12 protein-coding genes, 1 tRNA gene and 1 pseudogene are annotated in these 16,643 nt (G+C 62.3%); 10 read left to right on the top strand and 4 right to left on the bottom strand.

Annotated features, from left to right (window positions below; translation table 11 throughout):
• Window positions 1–7 precede the first annotated feature (7 nt).
• From KCX70_RS22165 to KCX70_RS22155, 3 genes and pseudogenes are all read left to right on the top strand, one after another.
• The gene (locus KCX70_RS22165; RefSeq protein ID WP_249121684.1) at window positions 8–466 is read left to right on the top strand and encodes a heme-binding protein; all 459 of its coding nucleotides are present in this window, start codon (window positions 8–10) and stop codon (window positions 464–466) included.
• 540 nt (window positions 467–1,006) lie between these two features.
• Window positions 1,007–3,132 (top strand): annotated as a pseudogene (locus tag KCX70_RS22160) (TonB-dependent siderophore receptor).
• A 23-nt stretch (window positions 3,133–3,155) separates the two neighbouring features.
• Entirely contained in the window at window positions 3,156–3,881 is a 726-nt protein-coding gene (locus KCX70_RS22155) for a DUF4198 domain-containing protein (protein ID WP_212618854.1), read from the top strand.
• Between the two features lie 319 nt (window positions 3,882–4,200).
• Here KCX70_RS22155 and KCX70_RS22150 read toward each other — a convergent pair whose 3' ends face one another.
• A complete protein-coding gene (locus tag KCX70_RS22150) occupies window positions 4,201–4,596 on the bottom strand; it encodes a PH domain-containing protein (RefSeq protein ID WP_212618853.1) in 396 nt (131 codons plus the stop codon).
• A gap of 332 nt (window positions 4,597–4,928) precedes the next feature.
• Here KCX70_RS22150 and KCX70_RS22145 point away from each other — a divergent pair, with 332 nt between their 5' ends.
• Window positions 4,929–7,103, top strand: a complete 2,175-nt coding sequence (locus tag KCX70_RS22145) for a PAS domain-containing sensor histidine kinase (protein ID WP_212618852.1) — start codon at window positions 4,929–4,931, stop codon at window positions 7,101–7,103.
• Window positions 7,100–7,489 (top strand): response regulator, encoded by a 390-nt coding sequence (locus tag KCX70_RS22140; protein WP_212618851.1) that lies wholly within the window; start codon window positions 7,100–7,102, stop codon window positions 7,487–7,489. The genes KCX70_RS22145 and KCX70_RS22140 overlap by 4 nt, the downstream gene beginning before the upstream one ends.
• 171 nt (window positions 7,490–7,660) lie before the next feature.
• Here KCX70_RS22140 and KCX70_RS22135 read toward each other — a convergent pair whose 3' ends face one another.
• Together KCX70_RS22135 and KCX70_RS22130 are read right to left on the bottom strand one after the other, a co-directional pair.
• Window positions 7,661–8,029, bottom strand: coding sequence for a PH domain-containing protein (locus KCX70_RS22135; protein WP_102852704.1), 369 nt, complete (start codon window positions 8,027–8,029; stop codon window positions 7,661–7,663).
• A gap of 160 nt (window positions 8,030–8,189) precedes the next feature.
• Window positions 8,190–9,062, bottom strand: a complete 873-nt coding sequence (locus KCX70_RS22130; RefSeq protein ID WP_212618850.1) for a LysR family transcriptional regulator — start codon at window positions 9,060–9,062, stop codon at window positions 8,190–8,192.
• 100 nt (window positions 9,063–9,162) lie between these two features.
• On the opposite strand from KCX70_RS22130, the gene KCX70_RS22125 reads away from it, so the two are divergent.
• The 3 genes from KCX70_RS22125 (at window position 9,163) to KCX70_RS22115 (ending at window position 12,228) form a co-directional block, all read left to right on the top strand.
• A complete protein-coding gene (locus tag KCX70_RS22125; protein ID WP_212618849.1) occupies window positions 9,163–10,515 on the top strand; it encodes an acyclic terpene utilization AtuA family protein in 1,353 nt (450 codons plus the stop codon).
• A complete protein-coding gene (locus tag KCX70_RS22120) occupies window positions 10,515–10,844 on the top strand; it encodes an AtuA-related protein (RefSeq protein WP_212618848.1) in 330 nt (109 codons plus the stop codon). The genes KCX70_RS22125 and KCX70_RS22120 overlap by 1 nt, the downstream gene beginning before the upstream one ends.
• Window positions 10,845–10,920: 76 nt before the next feature.
• Window positions 10,921–12,228 carry a CitMHS family transporter gene (locus KCX70_RS22115; protein ID WP_212618847.1) on the top strand — a complete coding sequence of 436 codons (1,308 nt, stop codon included), beginning with the start codon at window positions 10,921–10,923 and terminating at the stop codon, window positions 12,226–12,228.
• A 68-nt stretch (window positions 12,229–12,296) separates the two neighbouring features.
• On the opposite strand, the gene KCX70_RS22110 is transcribed toward KCX70_RS22115, so the two are convergent.
• Window positions 12,297–12,373, bottom strand: a tRNA-Arg gene (locus tag KCX70_RS22110).
• 327 nt (window positions 12,374–12,700) lie between these two features.
• Between KCX70_RS22110 and gabD the strand changes: the two genes are divergently transcribed.
• Both gabD and KCX70_RS22100 read left to right on the top strand, forming a co-directional pair.
• On the top strand, window positions 12,701–14,149 hold the full coding sequence (gabD, locus tag KCX70_RS22105) for an NADP-dependent succinate-semialdehyde dehydrogenase (protein ID WP_212618846.1): 1,449 nt from the start codon (window positions 12,701–12,703) through the stop codon (window positions 14,147–14,149).
• A 353-nt stretch (window positions 14,150–14,502) separates the two neighbouring features.
• Window positions 14,503–16,608, top strand: a complete 2,106-nt coding sequence (locus KCX70_RS22100; RefSeq protein WP_212618845.1) for a 3-hydroxyacyl-CoA dehydrogenase NAD-binding domain-containing protein — start codon at window positions 14,503–14,505, stop codon at window positions 16,606–16,608.
• Window positions 16,609–16,643: the final 35 nt, after the last annotated feature.

The raw sequence follows: 16,643 nt of genomic DNA, 5'->3' as shown, positions 1-16,643 counted from the left end.
AGGGTTTATGGGACGCGGACTGTTATCAGGGCTGTGGGACGTAGAAGCCGCCATCTATGCAGGGCCTCCGCCGCTGGAGGACCGTTTTCAGCTCGGCATGCAGCGCGCGGAAACGGCGTTGCGCGCGGCGCGTGCCGAGGCCGAACGCAATGGCTGGGCGGTGTCCATCGCGGTCGTCGATACCGCGGGCGAGCCACTTGGCCTGGTCAAGCTCGACGGCAGCCCGCCCGACAGCGCCCGCTGTGCGATCAGAAAGGCTCAACAGGCCATTGCCGCCGAGCAATGTGGCCTGGTCGACGAGGCGTCGCTGATGTCGCGCGCGCGGTACGCTCGCTACAGCGCGGTCGCCATCGCGCTCTACGTGGAGGACCTCTGCATCGGCGCGGTTGCCGTTCACGGCGTTCACCGCAGCGAAGCCGCGCACGTTGCCCATGCGGGTGCCGAGGCGTTTGACCGAGCCGACTGAGTCGAGCGGGCTCCGGTTGGCTGTAGGACGCGCGGCGGGATTCGCTGATAAACGCGCATGTCCGTGGGCGTCCGCAGCCTGCGTAGAACGAGCGATCCATCCGCCGGTACTGTTCTACTCTGGCTCCGATTCAACCCGTAACGGAGCCTGACATGCGGTCACGCATCACTGTCATTACCCTTGAGTTGAGTCGTTGCGGCTCTACCGCGAGGGGCTGGGCTTCTCCAGCGACTGCATCATCGCGCAGGAATTCGAGCACGGCACCATAGCGTTCATCAACTGCAACCCGGCCTGGGTTCGGCGCTCTGGCCGCGCAGCAGTGTCGCGCATGACAGCGGGTTGGCGCTCGACCTGGCCGGCTCCACCGAAATGATCCGGGCCATAACGTCTCGTCGAAAGCCGACTCGATGCCGCCATGGCTTCATCCATACCACCAGATCCTCCTGAGGGTTCAAGAGCGCTTTGCAAAGCGCTCACGCCCTTGACAGAGATTAAGCACTTCGTTCAAATGTTATGGTATAACATCTTAACGGAAGCCTTATGAGCAGGTGCAGAGTTCCAACGAGGTATATCGGGATTGCGGCGGTTACGGGTTTGGCATCACTGCCCACGTTTGCACAGGAGAACGATACGACTGTGCTCGATGATGTGTTCGTCATGGCTGATCAGGACGGGGAAGGTGTCCGACGCTATCAGGCGCGGCGCTCCGGTAGCGCGACCAAGACGGACACGCCGCTGGATGAAGTTCCACAGGCAGTCAGCGTCATTCCCGCCACGGTGCTCGATGATCTGCGCAGCCCCGTATCGAGAAAGCGCTGGACTACGCTGGCGGCGTGGCCCGCCAGAACGACTTCGGCGGCTTGACCATGTACGAATACAGCATTCGCGGGCTGACCACCTCGGAGTTCTACAAGGACGGTTTCAGCGTGAACCGCGGCTACATGAACCCGCAGGATCCGTCCAACGTCGAGCGCATCGACGTACTCAAAGGTCCGGCTTCCAGTCTCTATGGCCGCGGCGACCCAGGCGGCACCATCAATATCGTCAGCAAGCGTCCACAAAACGACCGGTTCGCCCGGTTGGACCTGAGCGCCGGTCGTTGGGATCGCTACCGCAGCAGCCTGGACGTGAACACACTGCTGGATGACGAGGGCACGATGCTCTATCGCTTGAATCTGGCGGTGGAGGACAACAAGAGTTTCCGTGATTACCGCTCCAGCGAGCGGCAATTCTTTGCGCCGGCGTTCAGCTGGGAATTGTCACCGCAGACTCGCCTGTTGGTGCAAGCGGAGGTGATCCGCAGCAGCCAGGTATTCGACCGCGGTGTGGTTGCGCCCAACGATCACCTTGGCAGCGTTTCGCGTTCCGACTTTTTCGGTGAGCCCGATGACGGCGAGATCGACAACAACAACGAAAGTCTGCAGGCCGAGATCGAGCATGATCTGAATGCCAGCTGGACCGTCCGCTTGGCCAGTCACTACAAGCAAGGACGCCTGAACGGTGGCGCTACCGAGGCAAGCTTTCTGGCCGACGATGCCCGCACCCTCAACCGCGAGTACCGCTACCGCGACTTCGACTGGCAGGACAGCATCACCCAGCTGGAGCTGCGTGGTCTGGTCTATACCGGCGACATCGAGCACAACCTGCTGATCGGCACGGAATACGAGCGCTATGCCAAGGATGAGCGCCTGATGCGCACCCGTCCCATCTCGACGATCGATATCCGTGCGCCGGTTTACGGGCAGCCACGACCGCCGTTCAGCGTGGGCCCTGGCGGGCGCAGTACCGATCGCCACGAACTGGTCCATTCCCGTTCGCTGAACCTGCAGGATCAGATGCGCTTGAGCGAAAAACTTTTCGGCGTCATCGGCGCGCGTTACGACCACTACGAGCATCGGCTGGACAACGAAGTAACCGGCACACGCACCGAGCAGACTCACGAAAAGATCACGCCGCGCATCGGCGCGCTCTACCAGCTCACCCCTGAGGTCGGTGTGTTTGCCAACGCCTCGCAGTCGTTCAAGCCCAACACCGGCGCGCCACGGCCAGGTACCGGGACTTCATTCGATCCGGAGGAGGGCGTCGGTTACGAAGCGGGCTTCAAGTTCGATCTGCTCGACAGCCGCTTGGGCATGACCGTCGCTGCCTTCCACCTGACCAAGGAAAACGTGCTCACCGCTGACCCGGCTGACTCGACCTACCAGATTGCCGCTGGCGAAGTGCGCAGCCGGGGTATCGATCTGCAACTGACCGGCCAGCTTACCGACGAGGTTCGGGTGATCGGCGCCTATGCCTATGTCGACGCCGAGGTGACGAAGGACAACACGCTGGCATCGGGCAGCCGCCTGCTCAACGTGCCAGAACACAGCGGCAGCCTGCTCGGTGTTTACGAGTTTCTCGATGGCGGTTTGAAAGGACTGGAGCTTGGCGGTGGCGTCAATTATGTCGGCGACCGCTCCGGCAATGTCGCGGACAGCGGCTTCGAATTGCCGGGTTACACCACGGTGGATCTGCTTGCGCGCTACAAGGCCACGCAGGACCTGACCTTGGGCGTGAACCTCAACAATGCCTTCGACCGCACCTACTACGAGCGCTCCTATAGCAACGTCTGGGTGATGCCGGGCGAGCCGCGCAACCTCAGCCTGAGCCTCTCACTGAATCTGTAACGCTGAATCCATAAGGAAAGAAGATGAACAAGCAACACGCAAAATACGCAATGGCACTGATTGCCGCGTTAATGGCCGGGCAGGCCGCCGCCCACGGCATGTGGACCGAAGAGCGACGCGGCAACATCGAGGTGATCTACGGCCACGGCGCTGAAGACAACGCCTTCGACCCGAAGAAAATCTCAGGCGCCTGGGCTGCCAACCACCATGGCAGTCGAATCCCTGTCACGGTCGAGCGGCTCGAGGACCATGCGCGCCTCAAGCCGCTGGAGCCCGCCGCGGTGCTCAGCGTGGCGCTGGACAATGGCTACTGGACGCAAGCACCGGACAAGAAATGGCTCAACGTCGGCGAAACGAAAGTCCCCGGCGCGCTGGATTCCGGGCATTACTACAAGTACAGCCTGGCGGTTCTGGAGGAAGGCGCAACACTTCCCGCGCTGGACAAGCTCAAGCTGGCCATCGTGCCGCAGCGTGATCCGCTATCGGTTGAGGTAGGTGACGAACTCGACGTGCAGATCCTGGTTGACGGGAAACCGGCCGCCGATATCGAGCTGATCGCCGACTACGTGAACAACCCGGACGAGGTGGCAGCGACCACCGACAAGCAGGGCAAGGCGAAGATCACCGTGCGCAACCACGGTCTCAACGTCATTGCCGCCTCCACCACCGTGCCGAGCACAGACCCGGACGCACGAGTGCGCGGTATGTTCTCCTCGTTGAGCTTCGTCAGCGCCAAGCACGAGCATTAATAGCGTCGTCCCAGCAAACCGAATTGAACAAACTCAGCGCTGAAACTTTCTCGGTGGTTCGCTGCAGGGCCCACGCAGCTTAAACGCCAGATCGAACGGGCTCGACCTGGTGTAAAAGCCCGGCCTGGGGCTTTTGCTGTTGACGAAGCTCGAACGTCCTAACCGACGTGGCGGGCGCCGTCATCGTCAAGCCGGCACATGACCCCTTTTGGGGCGCTATTCCGGGTACTTCAAGGACCCGGACGGCTGCCTCAGGGAAGTGGTGTGGAACCCGCATTTTCTGGACTGACCGACGCGCGGCCAATGCCCGCCCGTTGGTTCAGAACACGTGCTTCGATATGTGCTTGGATATTTCCACGATCGACGTCTTGCCGGTGAATTCGAACTTCACCTGGCCCAGCGACGAGAAATAGATTTCGAGTTCCGAGTCGAGATCGAAGGTGCCGGACGTTTCCACCGAATAAGCGACGATGTTCTTGTACGGCAGCGAGGTGAAATCCTTCTTGCTGCCGGTAAGGCCTTGCACATTGACTGCGATGATTCGCTGGGTGGTGAACACCACGCCGTCGCGCATCGACTTGTAGGCGTCGATGACTTGCTCACCGTCTAATAGCCGCGAACTGGTCCGCTCGGTGTATTCCTCGTTCTGCTTGAGCTTGAAAAGTCCTTTTTTGTTGTAGCCACTGTGGCCCTTGCCTTGGTTTTTCGTGTCCACCGCTGCTCGAGTGCCCCGAGCCGTCGAAAGGCCTGGGTTGCCTACAGTGAACTGCCTGGCGCCGCGACGCACGCCTCAGGGCACCGGTCGGCCGTCGACTTAAGGTCGACAAGCGAACGCCGTACGTGTTTTCCTGCTCCCCTTCCTCCTGCCAATGTACCGTCGACGAGCTATTCAGCTGATCGTAGCGGAGCAGTTGCCACGAAGTACCGTTGGATAACTGTGTTCCGCCACACGTTATGGAGGATCGGCGTGCTCGCTCAGGGCGGGATCGTCCCTTCATAATCCTGCTTTCAACAGGCGTCTAGTCAGGATGGACTAAGGATTACAGCATGTTGACGCAAGAAGAACCTCCCAGGGGACCAAGTGAATACGATCACTTGGTCTCGTCAGATACCCGCGCGATTGATGTCTTTCCCGGTGCGGTCTATCTCTGTAACCGTGAGGGATGGCTGGTCAGATACAACAACGAAGCGGCCGAGTTATGGGGCAGAACGCCCATAGTTGGAGTAAAGGGTGACCGCTTCTGCGGCTCGCATCGGCTTTTCGGACTGGACGGTGCGCCGCTGGCTTTTGACGACTACCCGATGGCGTTGGCTCTCAAAACCGGCGCGGCTATTCGCAATGCGGAAGTGATCGTTCAACGTCCAGACGGCTCGCGGTTCGTGGCCCTTGTAAATGTCAGGCCACTTGAAGATCGGCTGGGGGCCATTCAAGGAGCCATTGGTTGCTTTCAGGATGTCTCCACGTATCACGCGATGGCTGAGGAGCTTCATCGCAAAAGCGCCGATCTGGAAGACTTCTTCGAAAACAGCGCAGTCAGCCTTCACATTGTCAGCGCCCAAGGCATCATCCTGCGGGCCAACAAGGCTGAGTTATCGCTTTTAGGTTACACGGCCGACGAATACATCGGCCAACCCATAACGGCGTTTCATGTGGATGCGCCCGTCATCGGTGACATCCTCAGCAAGCTTGCCAGCGGCGACTGCCTGAAGAGTTATCCGGCACGCCTGCGCGCCAAGGACGGAACGATCAAGCACGTCCAGATCACTTCGAATGGGCGGTTCGAAGACGGCAAGCTCTTCAATACCCGTTGCTTCACCATCGATATGACCGACGTCCACGTGGCTGAGACCGCGCGCCGCGAGAGCGACGATCGACTTTCGGCAACCTATCAGGCGGCCACGATAGGTATCGCCGAGGCCGATGCAGATGGGCGCCTGCTGCGGGTGAACGACGCCTTTTGCGCCATGCTCGATCGAAGCCGAGAGCAGCTTCTGGCAATGACGTTCCTGAACTACACCCACCCGGACGATGTTGAGCAGGATGCTGCGCTTTATGCCCGTCAGGTGACCGGCGAGTTTGATCGCTATGTGCTTCGAAAGCGTGCTTTCAAACCTAATGGCGAACTCGTTTATCTGGATATTCATAGCTCGTCGGTAAGGGATCCATCCGGTGGCTTTCGCTATGGCGTACGGATAATCCAGGATGTCACGCAGACGCAGCGAATGGAGGACCGAATTCGGGAAAGCGAACGGCACCTGCGTGACCTGCTCGAGGCATTGCCCGCGGCGGTTTATACAACCGATGCAGAAGGTCGCATTACGTTCTTCAATCAGGCGGCTGTCGAATTGTCTGGCCGAACGCCTCAGCTGGGTGACATGTGGTGCGTCACGTGGCGGCTATACAACACTGACGAAAGCCCGCTTGCGCACCATGAATGTCCGATGGCGATAGCGCTCAAGGAAAACCGCGCAATACGAGGTGTCGAGGCCATTGCCGAGCGTCCGGATGGTACCCGTGTGCCGTTCATTCCTTATCCGACGCCCTTGCATGATGCGGATGGAAACTTGATTGGTGCGATCAACATGCTTGTCGACATCACCGAGCGAAAGCAGGCTGAAAACCGGCAGAAGACACTGATTGACGAGCTCAACCACCGGGTCAAGAACACGCTTGCCACCGTGCAGTCCCTGGCCGCCCAGACGGCGCGGAACGCGCAAAGCGCGGGCGATGCTCACAAGCGGTTCGAAGCAAGACTGCTCGCGTTGTCGCGGGCACATGATCTGCTAACGAAGCGGCATTGGGGCGACACCCCGCTGGATTCGCTTGTCCGTGAAGTGTTGATGCCGATAGTAGGCCATGAGCCTAGCCGCGTTCGGATTGACGGTGCATCCATTGAGGTCAATACCCGAGTAGCGCTCAGCCTCACGATGACGCTCAACGAGCTGGCGATCAACGCGCTCAAATACGGATCGATGTCGACCGAGACGGGCACCCTGTCAGTGACCTGGAATGTCCAGGCGTGCCCGAGCGAAACCCGGGCCAGCTTCCTCTGGCGTGAGCAAGGAGGGCCTACGGTGGTCGAGACTGGGCGGTATGGGCTGGGTTTCCGTTTGATGGAACGCTGCATCGAACGGGATCTGGGAGGGGAACTCGAAGCCGATTTCGCCACTGAAGGGTTTGTGTGCCGCTTTTCGATTCCCATCGGAGCCGAAGACCCATGACCTCGCTGGTTGGAATCAAGGTGCTCGTCGTCGAGGACGAGGGCGCCGTCGCGATGCTGATCGAGGAAATGCTGGAAGAGCTCGGTTGTGAAGTTGTCGCGTCAGTGGCACGGCTTGCTACGGCGCTCGATGTGGCGCGACATGTGGAAGCGGACCTGGCGATGTTGGACGTCAACCTGGCCGGCCAGTTCGTCTTTCCTGTCGCTGAAGTCCTTCGCGATCGCGCCATCCCGTTTGTTTTCAGCACCGGATATGGCGCCAGTCGAATACCGGCTGAGTTCAGCGAGTGCCACATACTGCACAAGCCTTATTCGGAATCCGAGCTGCGCCAGAAAATCACGCTGGCCGCATCCGAAGCCAAGCGCCAGAAGCGCTCGTTGCCTTAAGTCGTGATTCCGCATGCTCAGGCTTGGCCGCCCGCTTTGCTCAGGAGATTCGCGCTGAGTTATTGAAGCCCCAGAGGCCACCTCAAGGGCCCGGACGGCCACTTCTGGGAAGCGGTGTGGAACCCGCGATTTCTGGACTGACCGCTGCGCGGCGAATGCCCGCCCGTTGGTTCAGAACACGTGCTTCGATATGTGCTTGGATATTTCCACGATCGAGGTCTTGCCGGTGAACTCGAACTTCACCTGACCTAGCGACGAGAAATAGATTTCCAGTTCTGAGTCCAGGTCGAAGGTGCCGGACGTTTCCACCGAATAGGCGACGATGTTCTTGTACGGCAGCGAGGTGAAGTCCTTTTTGCTGCCGGTCAGTCCCTGCACGTTGACCGCGATGATTCGCTGGGTGGTGAACACCACGCCGTCGCGCATCGACTTGTAGGCGTCGATGACTTGCTCACCGTCCAGCAGCAAGGACCTGACCCGCTCGGCGTATTCGTCGTTCTGCTTGAGCTTGAAGAAGCCCTTATTGTTGAAGTCGATCATTGGCGTGCCTCGGTTCTGGTTTGCCGACATATTGAGCAAGGGAAACCAGAACTGTCCACGGCTGTGCCACTTCGACCGCAAGCGCATTCAGGTTCGAGCAGCGAATGGATGACCATCCGAGCGCCTTTCCCTGCGCTGGCCGCGTGACCCTTAGACTCGCTCAAACCCGGGCTTCCAGCTGCTCGCGTAGAAAGGCCATGAACGCGGTCAGCGATGGCGAGCGTGACACCGGGCGGGTTTCCAGCAGGCCAATCGAACGCCGTGCCGGTTGTTCTATCGGCACCGTGGTGCATCGCTCGATATTGAACACCGATGCGCAACTGGCCGGGAGCAGCGAAAACCCCAGCCCCTCACGCACCAGCGCCACCACCGAACTCATGTGTGCCACTTCCCAGACGGGGGTCGGTTGCATGCCCAGGTGCCTGAGCGCGGCGTTGGCCAGCGGGCGGATGCTGGTGTCCGGTGTGAGTGCGATATAGGGCAGGCGCTGCCATTGCGAGCGCCGCTTGGCATCCTCTTGCACCAGCAACACCAGGTTATCGTCCAGCAGCGGCTCGAAATTCAGGCTCAGGCCCTCGGCGGGCGACGACGTGATTCCCGCCTCGACTTCGCCACTCTGCAACCAGCCGAGAATCTCGCCAGCGCGGCCGTCCCGCAGGTGAACCTCGATACCCGGATGCAGCTGAGCGAACGCGGCAATGGCTTGCGGCAGGAATGACGCCGCGGCGGTAGGCAGCGCGCCCAGACGAATGCTGCCGCGGGTCAGCGCCAGCGTCTCGCGGGCATCGCGCACCGCATCTTCCATGTCGCGCAGCATCCGCCGTGCCTGCGCCAGAAAATGCCGGCCAGCCGGGGTCAGCTCGACCATTCGGGTGTTGCGCGCCAGCAGCTGCAGACCGAGCGATTCTTCGAGCTTGCGGATCGTGTAACTAAGCGCCGGCTGAGACAGATGCAGCAGCTCGGCGGTGCGAGTGAAACTGCTGCTCTCGGCAATCAGGACGAATGCACGCAACTGACGGAACGAGACGTTCATGGCTTACCTATAAAAATAGTGGATCAATTGATCGCACCTTTCGAATTCACAGAAGAATGACGCAGCGCCACCATGCAGGCAAACCGCAGTGGAGCGCCCTATGACGAGAACCATCCACATCGGCTGTGGTGCCGGCTTTGCCAATGACCGTCCCGATGCCGCGCTGCGGCTCGCCAAGGATCTGGCCGGTCGCAACGGCCAACGCTACCTGATGCTCGAACTGCTGGCCGAGCGCACCCTGGCCGAAGCGCAGCTACGCAAGCGTGCCGATCCCGCCCTGGGTTACGCCGCGCGACTGTTCGATTTCATCGAGCCGATCCTCGAAATCTGCCTCGAGCACCGCATACCGATCATCTCCAACGGCGGTGCGGCCAACCCCCAGGCTGCCGCGCGGCGACTGCGCGGGTTGCTCGGCGCACGTCACGCCGAGACGCGCATCGCCTGCGTGCTGGGCGACGACCTGTTGCAGGCTGACGCCGCAGCGCTGGAGCCCTGGCTGCCTGCCGATCTGCCGAGCGCAGGACGGGTTTCGATCAATATCTATACCGGCGCCGACGGCATCACGCAGGCGCTCGAACAGGGCGCGCAGATCGTGCTCTGCGGACGCGTTGCCGATCCGTCCCTGGCCGTCGGGCCCGCCCGCCACGGGCTCGGCTGGGCGCGTGATGACTGGACGAAGATGGCCATCGCCACGGTCGCCGGGCATCTGCTGGAATGCTGCACCCAGGTCACCGGTGGCTATTTCGCCCATCCGGGCATCAAGGATGTTCCTGATCTGGCCAACCTCGGCTGCCCCATCGTCGAACTCGGTGAAGACGGCAGCTTGGTGATCACCAAGACCCGCGGCAGCGGCGGCTTCGTCAGCGAGCGCACCGTCAAGGAACAGCTGCTCTATGAGGTCCACGACCCGCGCCGCTACCTGACTCCCGATGTGGTGCTCGACCTGGGCACGGCCTGCGTTCGCCAGCAGGGAGAGAACCGTGTGGAAGTCAGCGGTATTCAGGGGCATCCGCAGCCAGAAACGCTCAAAGGGCTGGTCGGCCTGCGCGGCCTCTGGTTTGGCGAAGGGGAGATTTCCTATGCCGGCCCCGCGGCGCTGGCTCGCGCCCGGCTGGCGCGGGACGTGTTGTTGCAGCGCTTCGCGCAACTGGCACCGCAGATCGAGCCCTGGATCGACCTGTCCGGCGTCGCCAGCCTGTTCAACGACAGTCGTGGCGAATATCTGGCGCAGCGCCTGGAGCACGCGCTGGAGCTGGAGGACGTCCGTGTTCGCGTCGGGCTCATGCACGCGGACCGAGACCTGATCGACGCGCTGCTGGGCGAAGTGGAGTCGCTATACACCAATGGTCCCGCGGGCGGTGGCGGGGTGCGTCGGCATGTCAGCGAAAGCCTTACCACACAAAGCTTTCTGATCCCCCGCGATGAAATCGAAACGTCCCTGGAGTGGTACTGATGAGCGCATTCGTCACCCTGGCCGACTATGCCCACGCCCGTGCCGGCGACAAGGGCAACATCCTCAGCATCGCGGTGTTTCCGCTGAACGACGCGCACTACGCCTGGCTGCAGCGCGAGTTGACCTGCGAGCGCGTCGCCGAGCACTTCGCGACGCGGCGGCCGAGCAACGTTCGCCACTATGAGCTCGCCAACCTGCGGGTACTGAACTTCGTTCTGGAGGATGCGCTGGAAGGGGGCGTCAACCGAAGTCCCGGGCTCGACCGGCACGGCAAGAGCCTGAGCTACCTGCTGCTGTCGATGCGCTTGCCCGCGCCGCCGGCTGGCTGACCGCTGCCACCCGTCGTACCCCAGTGCCGGCGATGCACGCCGGTCCCGACTATAAAAACAAGACGAGGCAAACCACATGATCACGACCCTGGGCTTTCTGATGATGCTCAGCATCATCGTGCTGATTCTGCTGCGCCGGATCAGCCCGGTGGTGGCATTCACCACCATCCCCGTCGCCATCTGCCTGCTGGCCGGCTTCAGCCCGCAGCAGATCGGCGAGTTCATCAAGAGCGGACTGATCACCGTCGCACCGACCGCGGCGTTGTTCCTCTTCGCCATTCTGTTCTTCGGCATCATGCGCGACCGCGGCCTGTTCGATCCGCTGGTCAATCTGCTGATCCGCAGCACCGGCGGCAAGCCGCTGGCGGTAGCCATGGTCACGGTGCTCGTCACCGCCGTGGTGCATCTGGATGGCGTGGGGGCGGCGACCTTTCTGTTGACCATTCCGGCGCTGCTACCGCTGTATCGGCGGCTGAACATGAGCCCGGCGATGCTGTTGTGCCTGGTCGGCACCACCGCCGGGGTCGGCAACATGGTGCCATGGGGCGGCACCACCGCCCGCGCTGCGGCGGTGTCCGGGCTGGATGCCACCGAACTGTGGCTGGGGTTGCTGCCGGTACAGCTGGTCGGCCTGGGCTGCATGTTGATCGTTGCAGTGCTGCTCGCCCGTCGCGCTCAGCGTAACCGGCCGGTGTCACTGGGGGCTGCGGCGACGATCGACTTCGCGCCGACCCAGCCGGAGCCGCGTGAGCATGCGCTGTCGCCCAGGACGCTGCGCTACTGGCTCAACGTGGTCCTGACAGGCGCGATCCTAGCCTGCCTGTTCACCGGTATCTTCCCGCTGTATGCCTGCTTCATGGTCGGCCTGGGCATCGCGCTGCCGCTCAATTTCGTTTCGCTGGATGCCCAGGCAAAGCGCCTCAAGGCCCACGCTTCGGATGCCCTGCAGATGGTGCTGGTGATGATGGCCGCGGCGGTGCTGCTGGGCGTGTTGTCGGGGGCGAAGATGTCCGACGGCATGGCGCTGGCGCTGATCGACATCCTGCCCGCCGGCTCGGCGCAGTTTCTGCACGTGATCATCGGTGCCTTCGGCGTCCCGCTGGGCATGATCTTCTCGCCGGACGCCTATTACTTCGCCCTGCTACCGGTGATCCGCGACGTCTCGGTGGCCGCCGGTGTGCCGCTGGAGGCCGTCGCGCGGGCCATGCTGATCGGTGAAAACACCGGCTTCGCCATCAGCCCGGTGGTCCCGAGCGTCTACCTGGCGCTCGCCCTGGCCGGCGTCGAACTGCGCAAACACATCGCCTTCACCTTCTTCTGGGCCTGGGGCGTGAGCCTGGTCATGCTGGTCTTCGCCCTGGCGATCGGCGCGGTGCAGATCTGATTGTCGTGATGGCGTGACGCGAAACGAAAAAGGCCCCGGGTTTTCACCTGGGGCCTTTCGTTTGTATATGGCGCATCCGGCGGGATTCGAACCCACGACCCCTGCCTTCGGAGGGCAGTACTCTATCCAGCTGAGCTACGGATGCGTTGCGGGGCGCAATCATACGCATGTCCTCGGCGGTCGTCCATGGCGGTTCGGCGGCTATGCGGTGGATGGTCTGTAGACTGCGCTGAGTTGCCTGCCGGCCATCAGGTTGGGCTATGGTGCGTTAATTTTTCCGAACATGGTGTTGCCTGTTATCAAGCGATAGGCCTAGCATTTGTTCGGGATTTCAAACGCCTTCGAGCAATAGGAACCCATCGCTTGCCTCTTGCTCTGACGTAGCTCAGGCGGTTCCATCACCAATCGCCTCTTATTGGCCAGACGGCCCCGGCCCACTCACCGGCATCGCGCCGGCGCTCAGGAGACTGCCATGCAACTCAAAGACACTTCGCTGTTCCGCCAGCAGGCCTATATCGACGGAGCCTGGCAGGACGCGGACAGCGGCCAGACCATCAAGGTCAACAACCCGGCCAGTAACGAGATTCTCGGTACGGTGCCGAAGATGGGTGCCGCCGAAACCCGTCGCGCCATCGAGGCGGCCGAGCGTGCGCTGCCGGCCTGGCGTGACCTGACCGCCAAGGAGCGTTCGCAGAAGCTGCGCCGCTGGTTCGAACTGATGATGGAGAACCAGGACGATCTGGGTCGGCTGATGACGCTGGAGCAGGGCAAGCCGCTGGCCGAGTCCAAGGGCGAGATCGCCTATGCCGCATCCTTTATCGAGTGGTTCGCCGAAGAGGCCAAGCGCATCTATGGCGACACCATTCCGGGACATCAGAAAGACAAGCGCATCATCGTCATCAAGCAGCCGATCGGTGTCACCGCCGCCATCACGCCGTGGAATTTCCCGGCGGCGATGATCACTCGCAAGGCCGGCCCGGCGTTGGCGGCCGGTTGCACCATGGTGCTCAAGCCGGCGAGCCAGACGCCGTTCTCCGCGCTGGCCCTGGCCGAGCTGGCCGAGCGAGCCGGGATTCCCAAGGGCGTGTTCAGCGTGATCACCGGTTCGGCCGGCGACATCGGCGACGAGCTGACCGCCAACCCGACCGTACGCAAGATCACCTTCACCGGCTCCACCGAAGTCGGCGCCAAGCTAATGGCTCAGTGCGCACCGGGGATCAAGAAGGTTTCGCTGGAGCTGGGCGGCAACGCGCCGTTCCTGGTGTTCGACGATGCCGATCTCGACGAGGCGGTGAAAGGCGCCATGCAGTCCAAGTACCGCAACGCTGGCCAGACCTGCGTCTGCGTCAACCGCATCTATGTGCAGAACGGCGTCTACGACGAGTTCGCCAAGAAATTCCAGGCGGCGGTGGAGAAGCTGAAAGTCGGCAATGGCCTGGAAGAGGGCACCGACATCGGCCCGCTGATCGACGACCGCGCGGCGGCCAAGGTCAGAGAGCACATCGAAGATGCCGTCGCCAACGGCGCGCAAGTGGTCACCGGCGGCAAGGCGCACCAGATGGGCGGCAGCTATTTCGAGCCGACGCTGATGGTCAATGTGCCGCACAACGCCAAGGTGGCCAAGGAGGAGACCTTCGGTCCGCTGGCGCCGCTGTTCCGCTTCGAAGACGAAGCCGAGGGCATCGCCCTGGCCAACGACACCGAGTTCGGCCTGGCCGCGTACTTCTATGCGCGGGACCTGGGTCGCGTGTTCCGCGTGGCCGAGGCCATCGAGTCGGGGATGATCGGCATCAACACCGGGATGATCTCCACCGAGGTGGCACCGTTCGGTGGCGTGAAATCTTCCGGCCTGGGGCGTGAAGGGTCCAAGTACGGCATCGAGGATTACCTGGAGATCAAGTACCTCTGCCTGGGGTTGTAAAACGCCGCGCGGTGCCAAAAGGAGCCAGTTCCCGTTCGGGACTGGCTCCTTTTTCGTTTATGGCAGCTTATCCCGCTGGTCAATAAACCGATCCGCCGCAGCCTAATCGCGCCGCGGTCTGCTGTCATTACGGACGCGAATTGGCGCGTGATTCCCGCTGGACGCGTCGATTGGTTGGGGAACATGGGCGAAGAGGTGATGCCCGGTGCGCTACGTAGCGTTGTGGCAGCTGCCGATCGAAGCGATTGTCGCAACACTCTCGACATGCAGAAATGACTCGACTATTCTGCTGTGCGAAACATAGTTCCGTGAAATTACAAATCCAATCATCATTTCACACGCGGAGGCCTGCCATGACGGATGTCGTACGGCTCGAACTTCAGGGCGAGATCGCTCTGATCACGGTCAACAACCCACCGGTCAATGCACTTGGCCATGCCGTGCGCGAAGGCCTGCTGCAGGCCTTTCAGAGCGCCGAGGCGAATTCGCAGGTGCGCGCCGTGGTGCTGGTCTGCGAGGGCAATACCTTTATTGCCGGCGCCGACATCAAGGAGTTTGGCAATCCGCCGCAGGCACCGAGCCTGCCGGAGGTGATCGAGGTCATCGAGGGCGGCAGCAAGCCGAGCGTCGCCGTCATTCATGGCACTGCGCTGGGTGGCGGGTTGGAAGTCGCGCTGGGCTGCCATTACCGTATCGCCCGCAAGGATGCCAAGGTCGGGCTGCCGGAAGTGAAGCTGGGCCTGCTGCCCGGCGCCGGCGGTACCCAGCGGCTGCCGCGGTTGGCGGGCGTCGCCAAGGCGCTGGACATGATCGTCAGCGGCACGCCGATCGGCGCGGCTGAGGCCGTCGAGCACAACATCGTCGATGAGCTGTTCGACGGCGAGCTGGCCGAGGCGGGTATCGGCTTTGCGCGCCGCCTGCTCAATGCCGACCGCGGCCCGCGTCGCAGCGGCGAGCAAACGTTCGGCCTGGAAGGCGCCGACAACGAGGCGCTGATCCGCGCCAAGCATGCCGAAGTCGCCAAGCGCATGCCCGGGCTGTTCTCGCCGCTGCGCTGCATTGCGGCAGTCGAAGCGGCGACCCAGCTGCCACTGGCCGAAGGCCTGAAGCGCGAGCGCGAGCTGTTCGCCGAATGCCTGAACTCGCCGCAACGTGGCGCGCTGATCCATTCCTTCTTCGCCGAACGCCAGGCGAGCAAGATCAACAATCTGCCGGCCGATGTGAAGCCGCGGGCGATCAACACCGCTGCGGTGATAGGCGGCGGCACCATGGGCGTTGGCATCGCCCTCTGCTTCGCCAACGCCGGTGTGCCGGTGAAGCTGCTGGAAATCAACGAAGAAGCGCTGCAGCGCGGCTTGCAGCGGGCCCGCGATACCTACGCGGCCAGCGTCAAACGGGGCAGTCTCACCGAGGACGCGATGGAAAAGCGCCTCACGCTGGTCGAAGGCGTCACCGAATACGCTGCGCTGGCCGACGTTGACGTGGTGGTCGAGGCGGTATTCGAAGAGATGGGCGTCAAGCAGCAGGTGTTCGAGCAGCTGGACGCGGTGTGCAAGCCCGGTGCGATCCTCGCGTCCAACACGTCATCCCTAGATCTGAACGCCATCGCCGCCTTCACCAAGCGCCCGGAAGACGTGGTGGGCCTGCACTTCTTCAGCCCGGCCAATGTGATGCGGCTGCTGGAAGTGGTGCGCGGCGAGAAGACCAGCCACGAGGTGCTCGCCACCGCCATGGCCATCGGCAAGAAATTGAAGAAGGTCTCGGTGGTGGTCGGCGTCTGCGATGGCTTCGTCGGCAACCGTATGGTCTTCCAGTACGGCCGCGAGGCGGAATTCCTCTTGGAGGAAGGCGCCACGCCGCAGCAGGTCGACGGCGCGCTACGCAACTTCGGCATGGCCATGGGCCCCTTCGCCATGCGTGATCTGTCCGGCCTCGACATCGGCCAGGCGATCCGCAAGCGCCAGCGCGCGACGCTGCCGGCGCATCTGGATTTCCCGACCGTTTCCGACAAGCTCTGCGCCGCCGGCATGCTCGGGCAGAAGACCGGCGCCGGCTACTACCGCTACGAGCCGGGCAACCGCACGCCGCTGGAGAACCCTGAGCTGGCGCCTATGCTGGAAGCTGCGTCGCGGGAAAAGGGCATCGAGCGAAAGGCGCTGGACGAGCAATACATCATCGAGCGGACCATTTATGCGCTGGTCAACGAGGGCGCGAAGATCCTTGAAGAAGGCATCGCCCAGCGCTCCAGCGACATCGACATCATTTACCTGAACGGCTATGGCTTCCCTGCCTTCCGTGGCGGCCCGATGTTCTATGCCGACAGCGTCGGCCTGGACAAGGTGCTAGCGCGGGTCAAGGAGCTGCACGCACGTTGCGGCGACTGGTGGAAGCCAGCGCCGCTGCTGGAAAAACTGGCCGCCGAAGGCCGCACCTTCACCGAATGGCAGGCCGGGCAATGAGCGCCGCCCGCCTGCAATCTGCCGATCGGACATCG

It is taken from the genome of Stutzerimonas stutzeri, from assembly GCF_018138085.1.
GTDB lineage: Bacteria > Pseudomonadota > Gammaproteobacteria > Pseudomonadales > Pseudomonadaceae > Stutzerimonas > Stutzerimonas stutzeri_AI.
The sequence above is the reverse complement of the archived record's forward strand: the minus strand, read 5'-3'. Positions and strand labels throughout refer to the sequence as shown.

Bases quoted from the DNA above. Each gene is read 5' to 3' on its own strand.
- KCX70_RS22165 (WP_249121684.1), top strand. From the start codon at position 8: ATGGGACGCGGACTGTTATCAGGGCTGTGGGACGTAGAAGCCGCCATC.
- KCX70_RS22155 (WP_212618854.1), top strand. From the start codon at position 3,156: ATGAACAAGCAACACGCAAAATACGCAATGGCACTGATTGCCGCGTTA.
- KCX70_RS22145 (WP_212618852.1), top strand. From the start codon at position 4,929: ATGTTGACGCAAGAAGAACCTCCCAGGGGACCAAGTGAATACGATCAC.
- KCX70_RS22140 (WP_212618851.1), top strand. From the start codon at position 7,100: ATGACCTCGCTGGTTGGAATCAAGGTGCTCGTCGTCGAGGACGAGGGC.
- KCX70_RS22135 (WP_102852704.1), bottom strand. From the start codon at position 8,029: ATGATCGACTTCAACAATAAGGGCTTCTTCAAGCTCAAGCAGAACGAC.
- KCX70_RS22130 (WP_212618850.1), bottom strand. From the start codon at position 9,062: ATGAACGTCTCGTTCCGTCAGTTGCGTGCATTCGTCCTGATTGCCGAG.
- KCX70_RS22125 (WP_212618849.1), top strand. From the start codon at position 9,163: ATGACGAGAACCATCCACATCGGCTGTGGTGCCGGCTTTGCCAATGAC.
- KCX70_RS22120 (WP_212618848.1), top strand. From the start codon at position 10,515: ATGAGCGCATTCGTCACCCTGGCCGACTATGCCCACGCCCGTGCCGGC.
- KCX70_RS22115 (WP_212618847.1), top strand. From the start codon at position 10,921: ATGATCACGACCCTGGGCTTTCTGATGATGCTCAGCATCATCGTGCTG.
- gabD (WP_212618846.1), top strand. From the start codon at position 12,701: ATGCAACTCAAAGACACTTCGCTGTTCCGCCAGCAGGCCTATATCGAC.
- KCX70_RS22100 (WP_212618845.1), top strand. From the start codon at position 14,503: ATGACGGATGTCGTACGGCTCGAACTTCAGGGCGAGATCGCTCTGATC.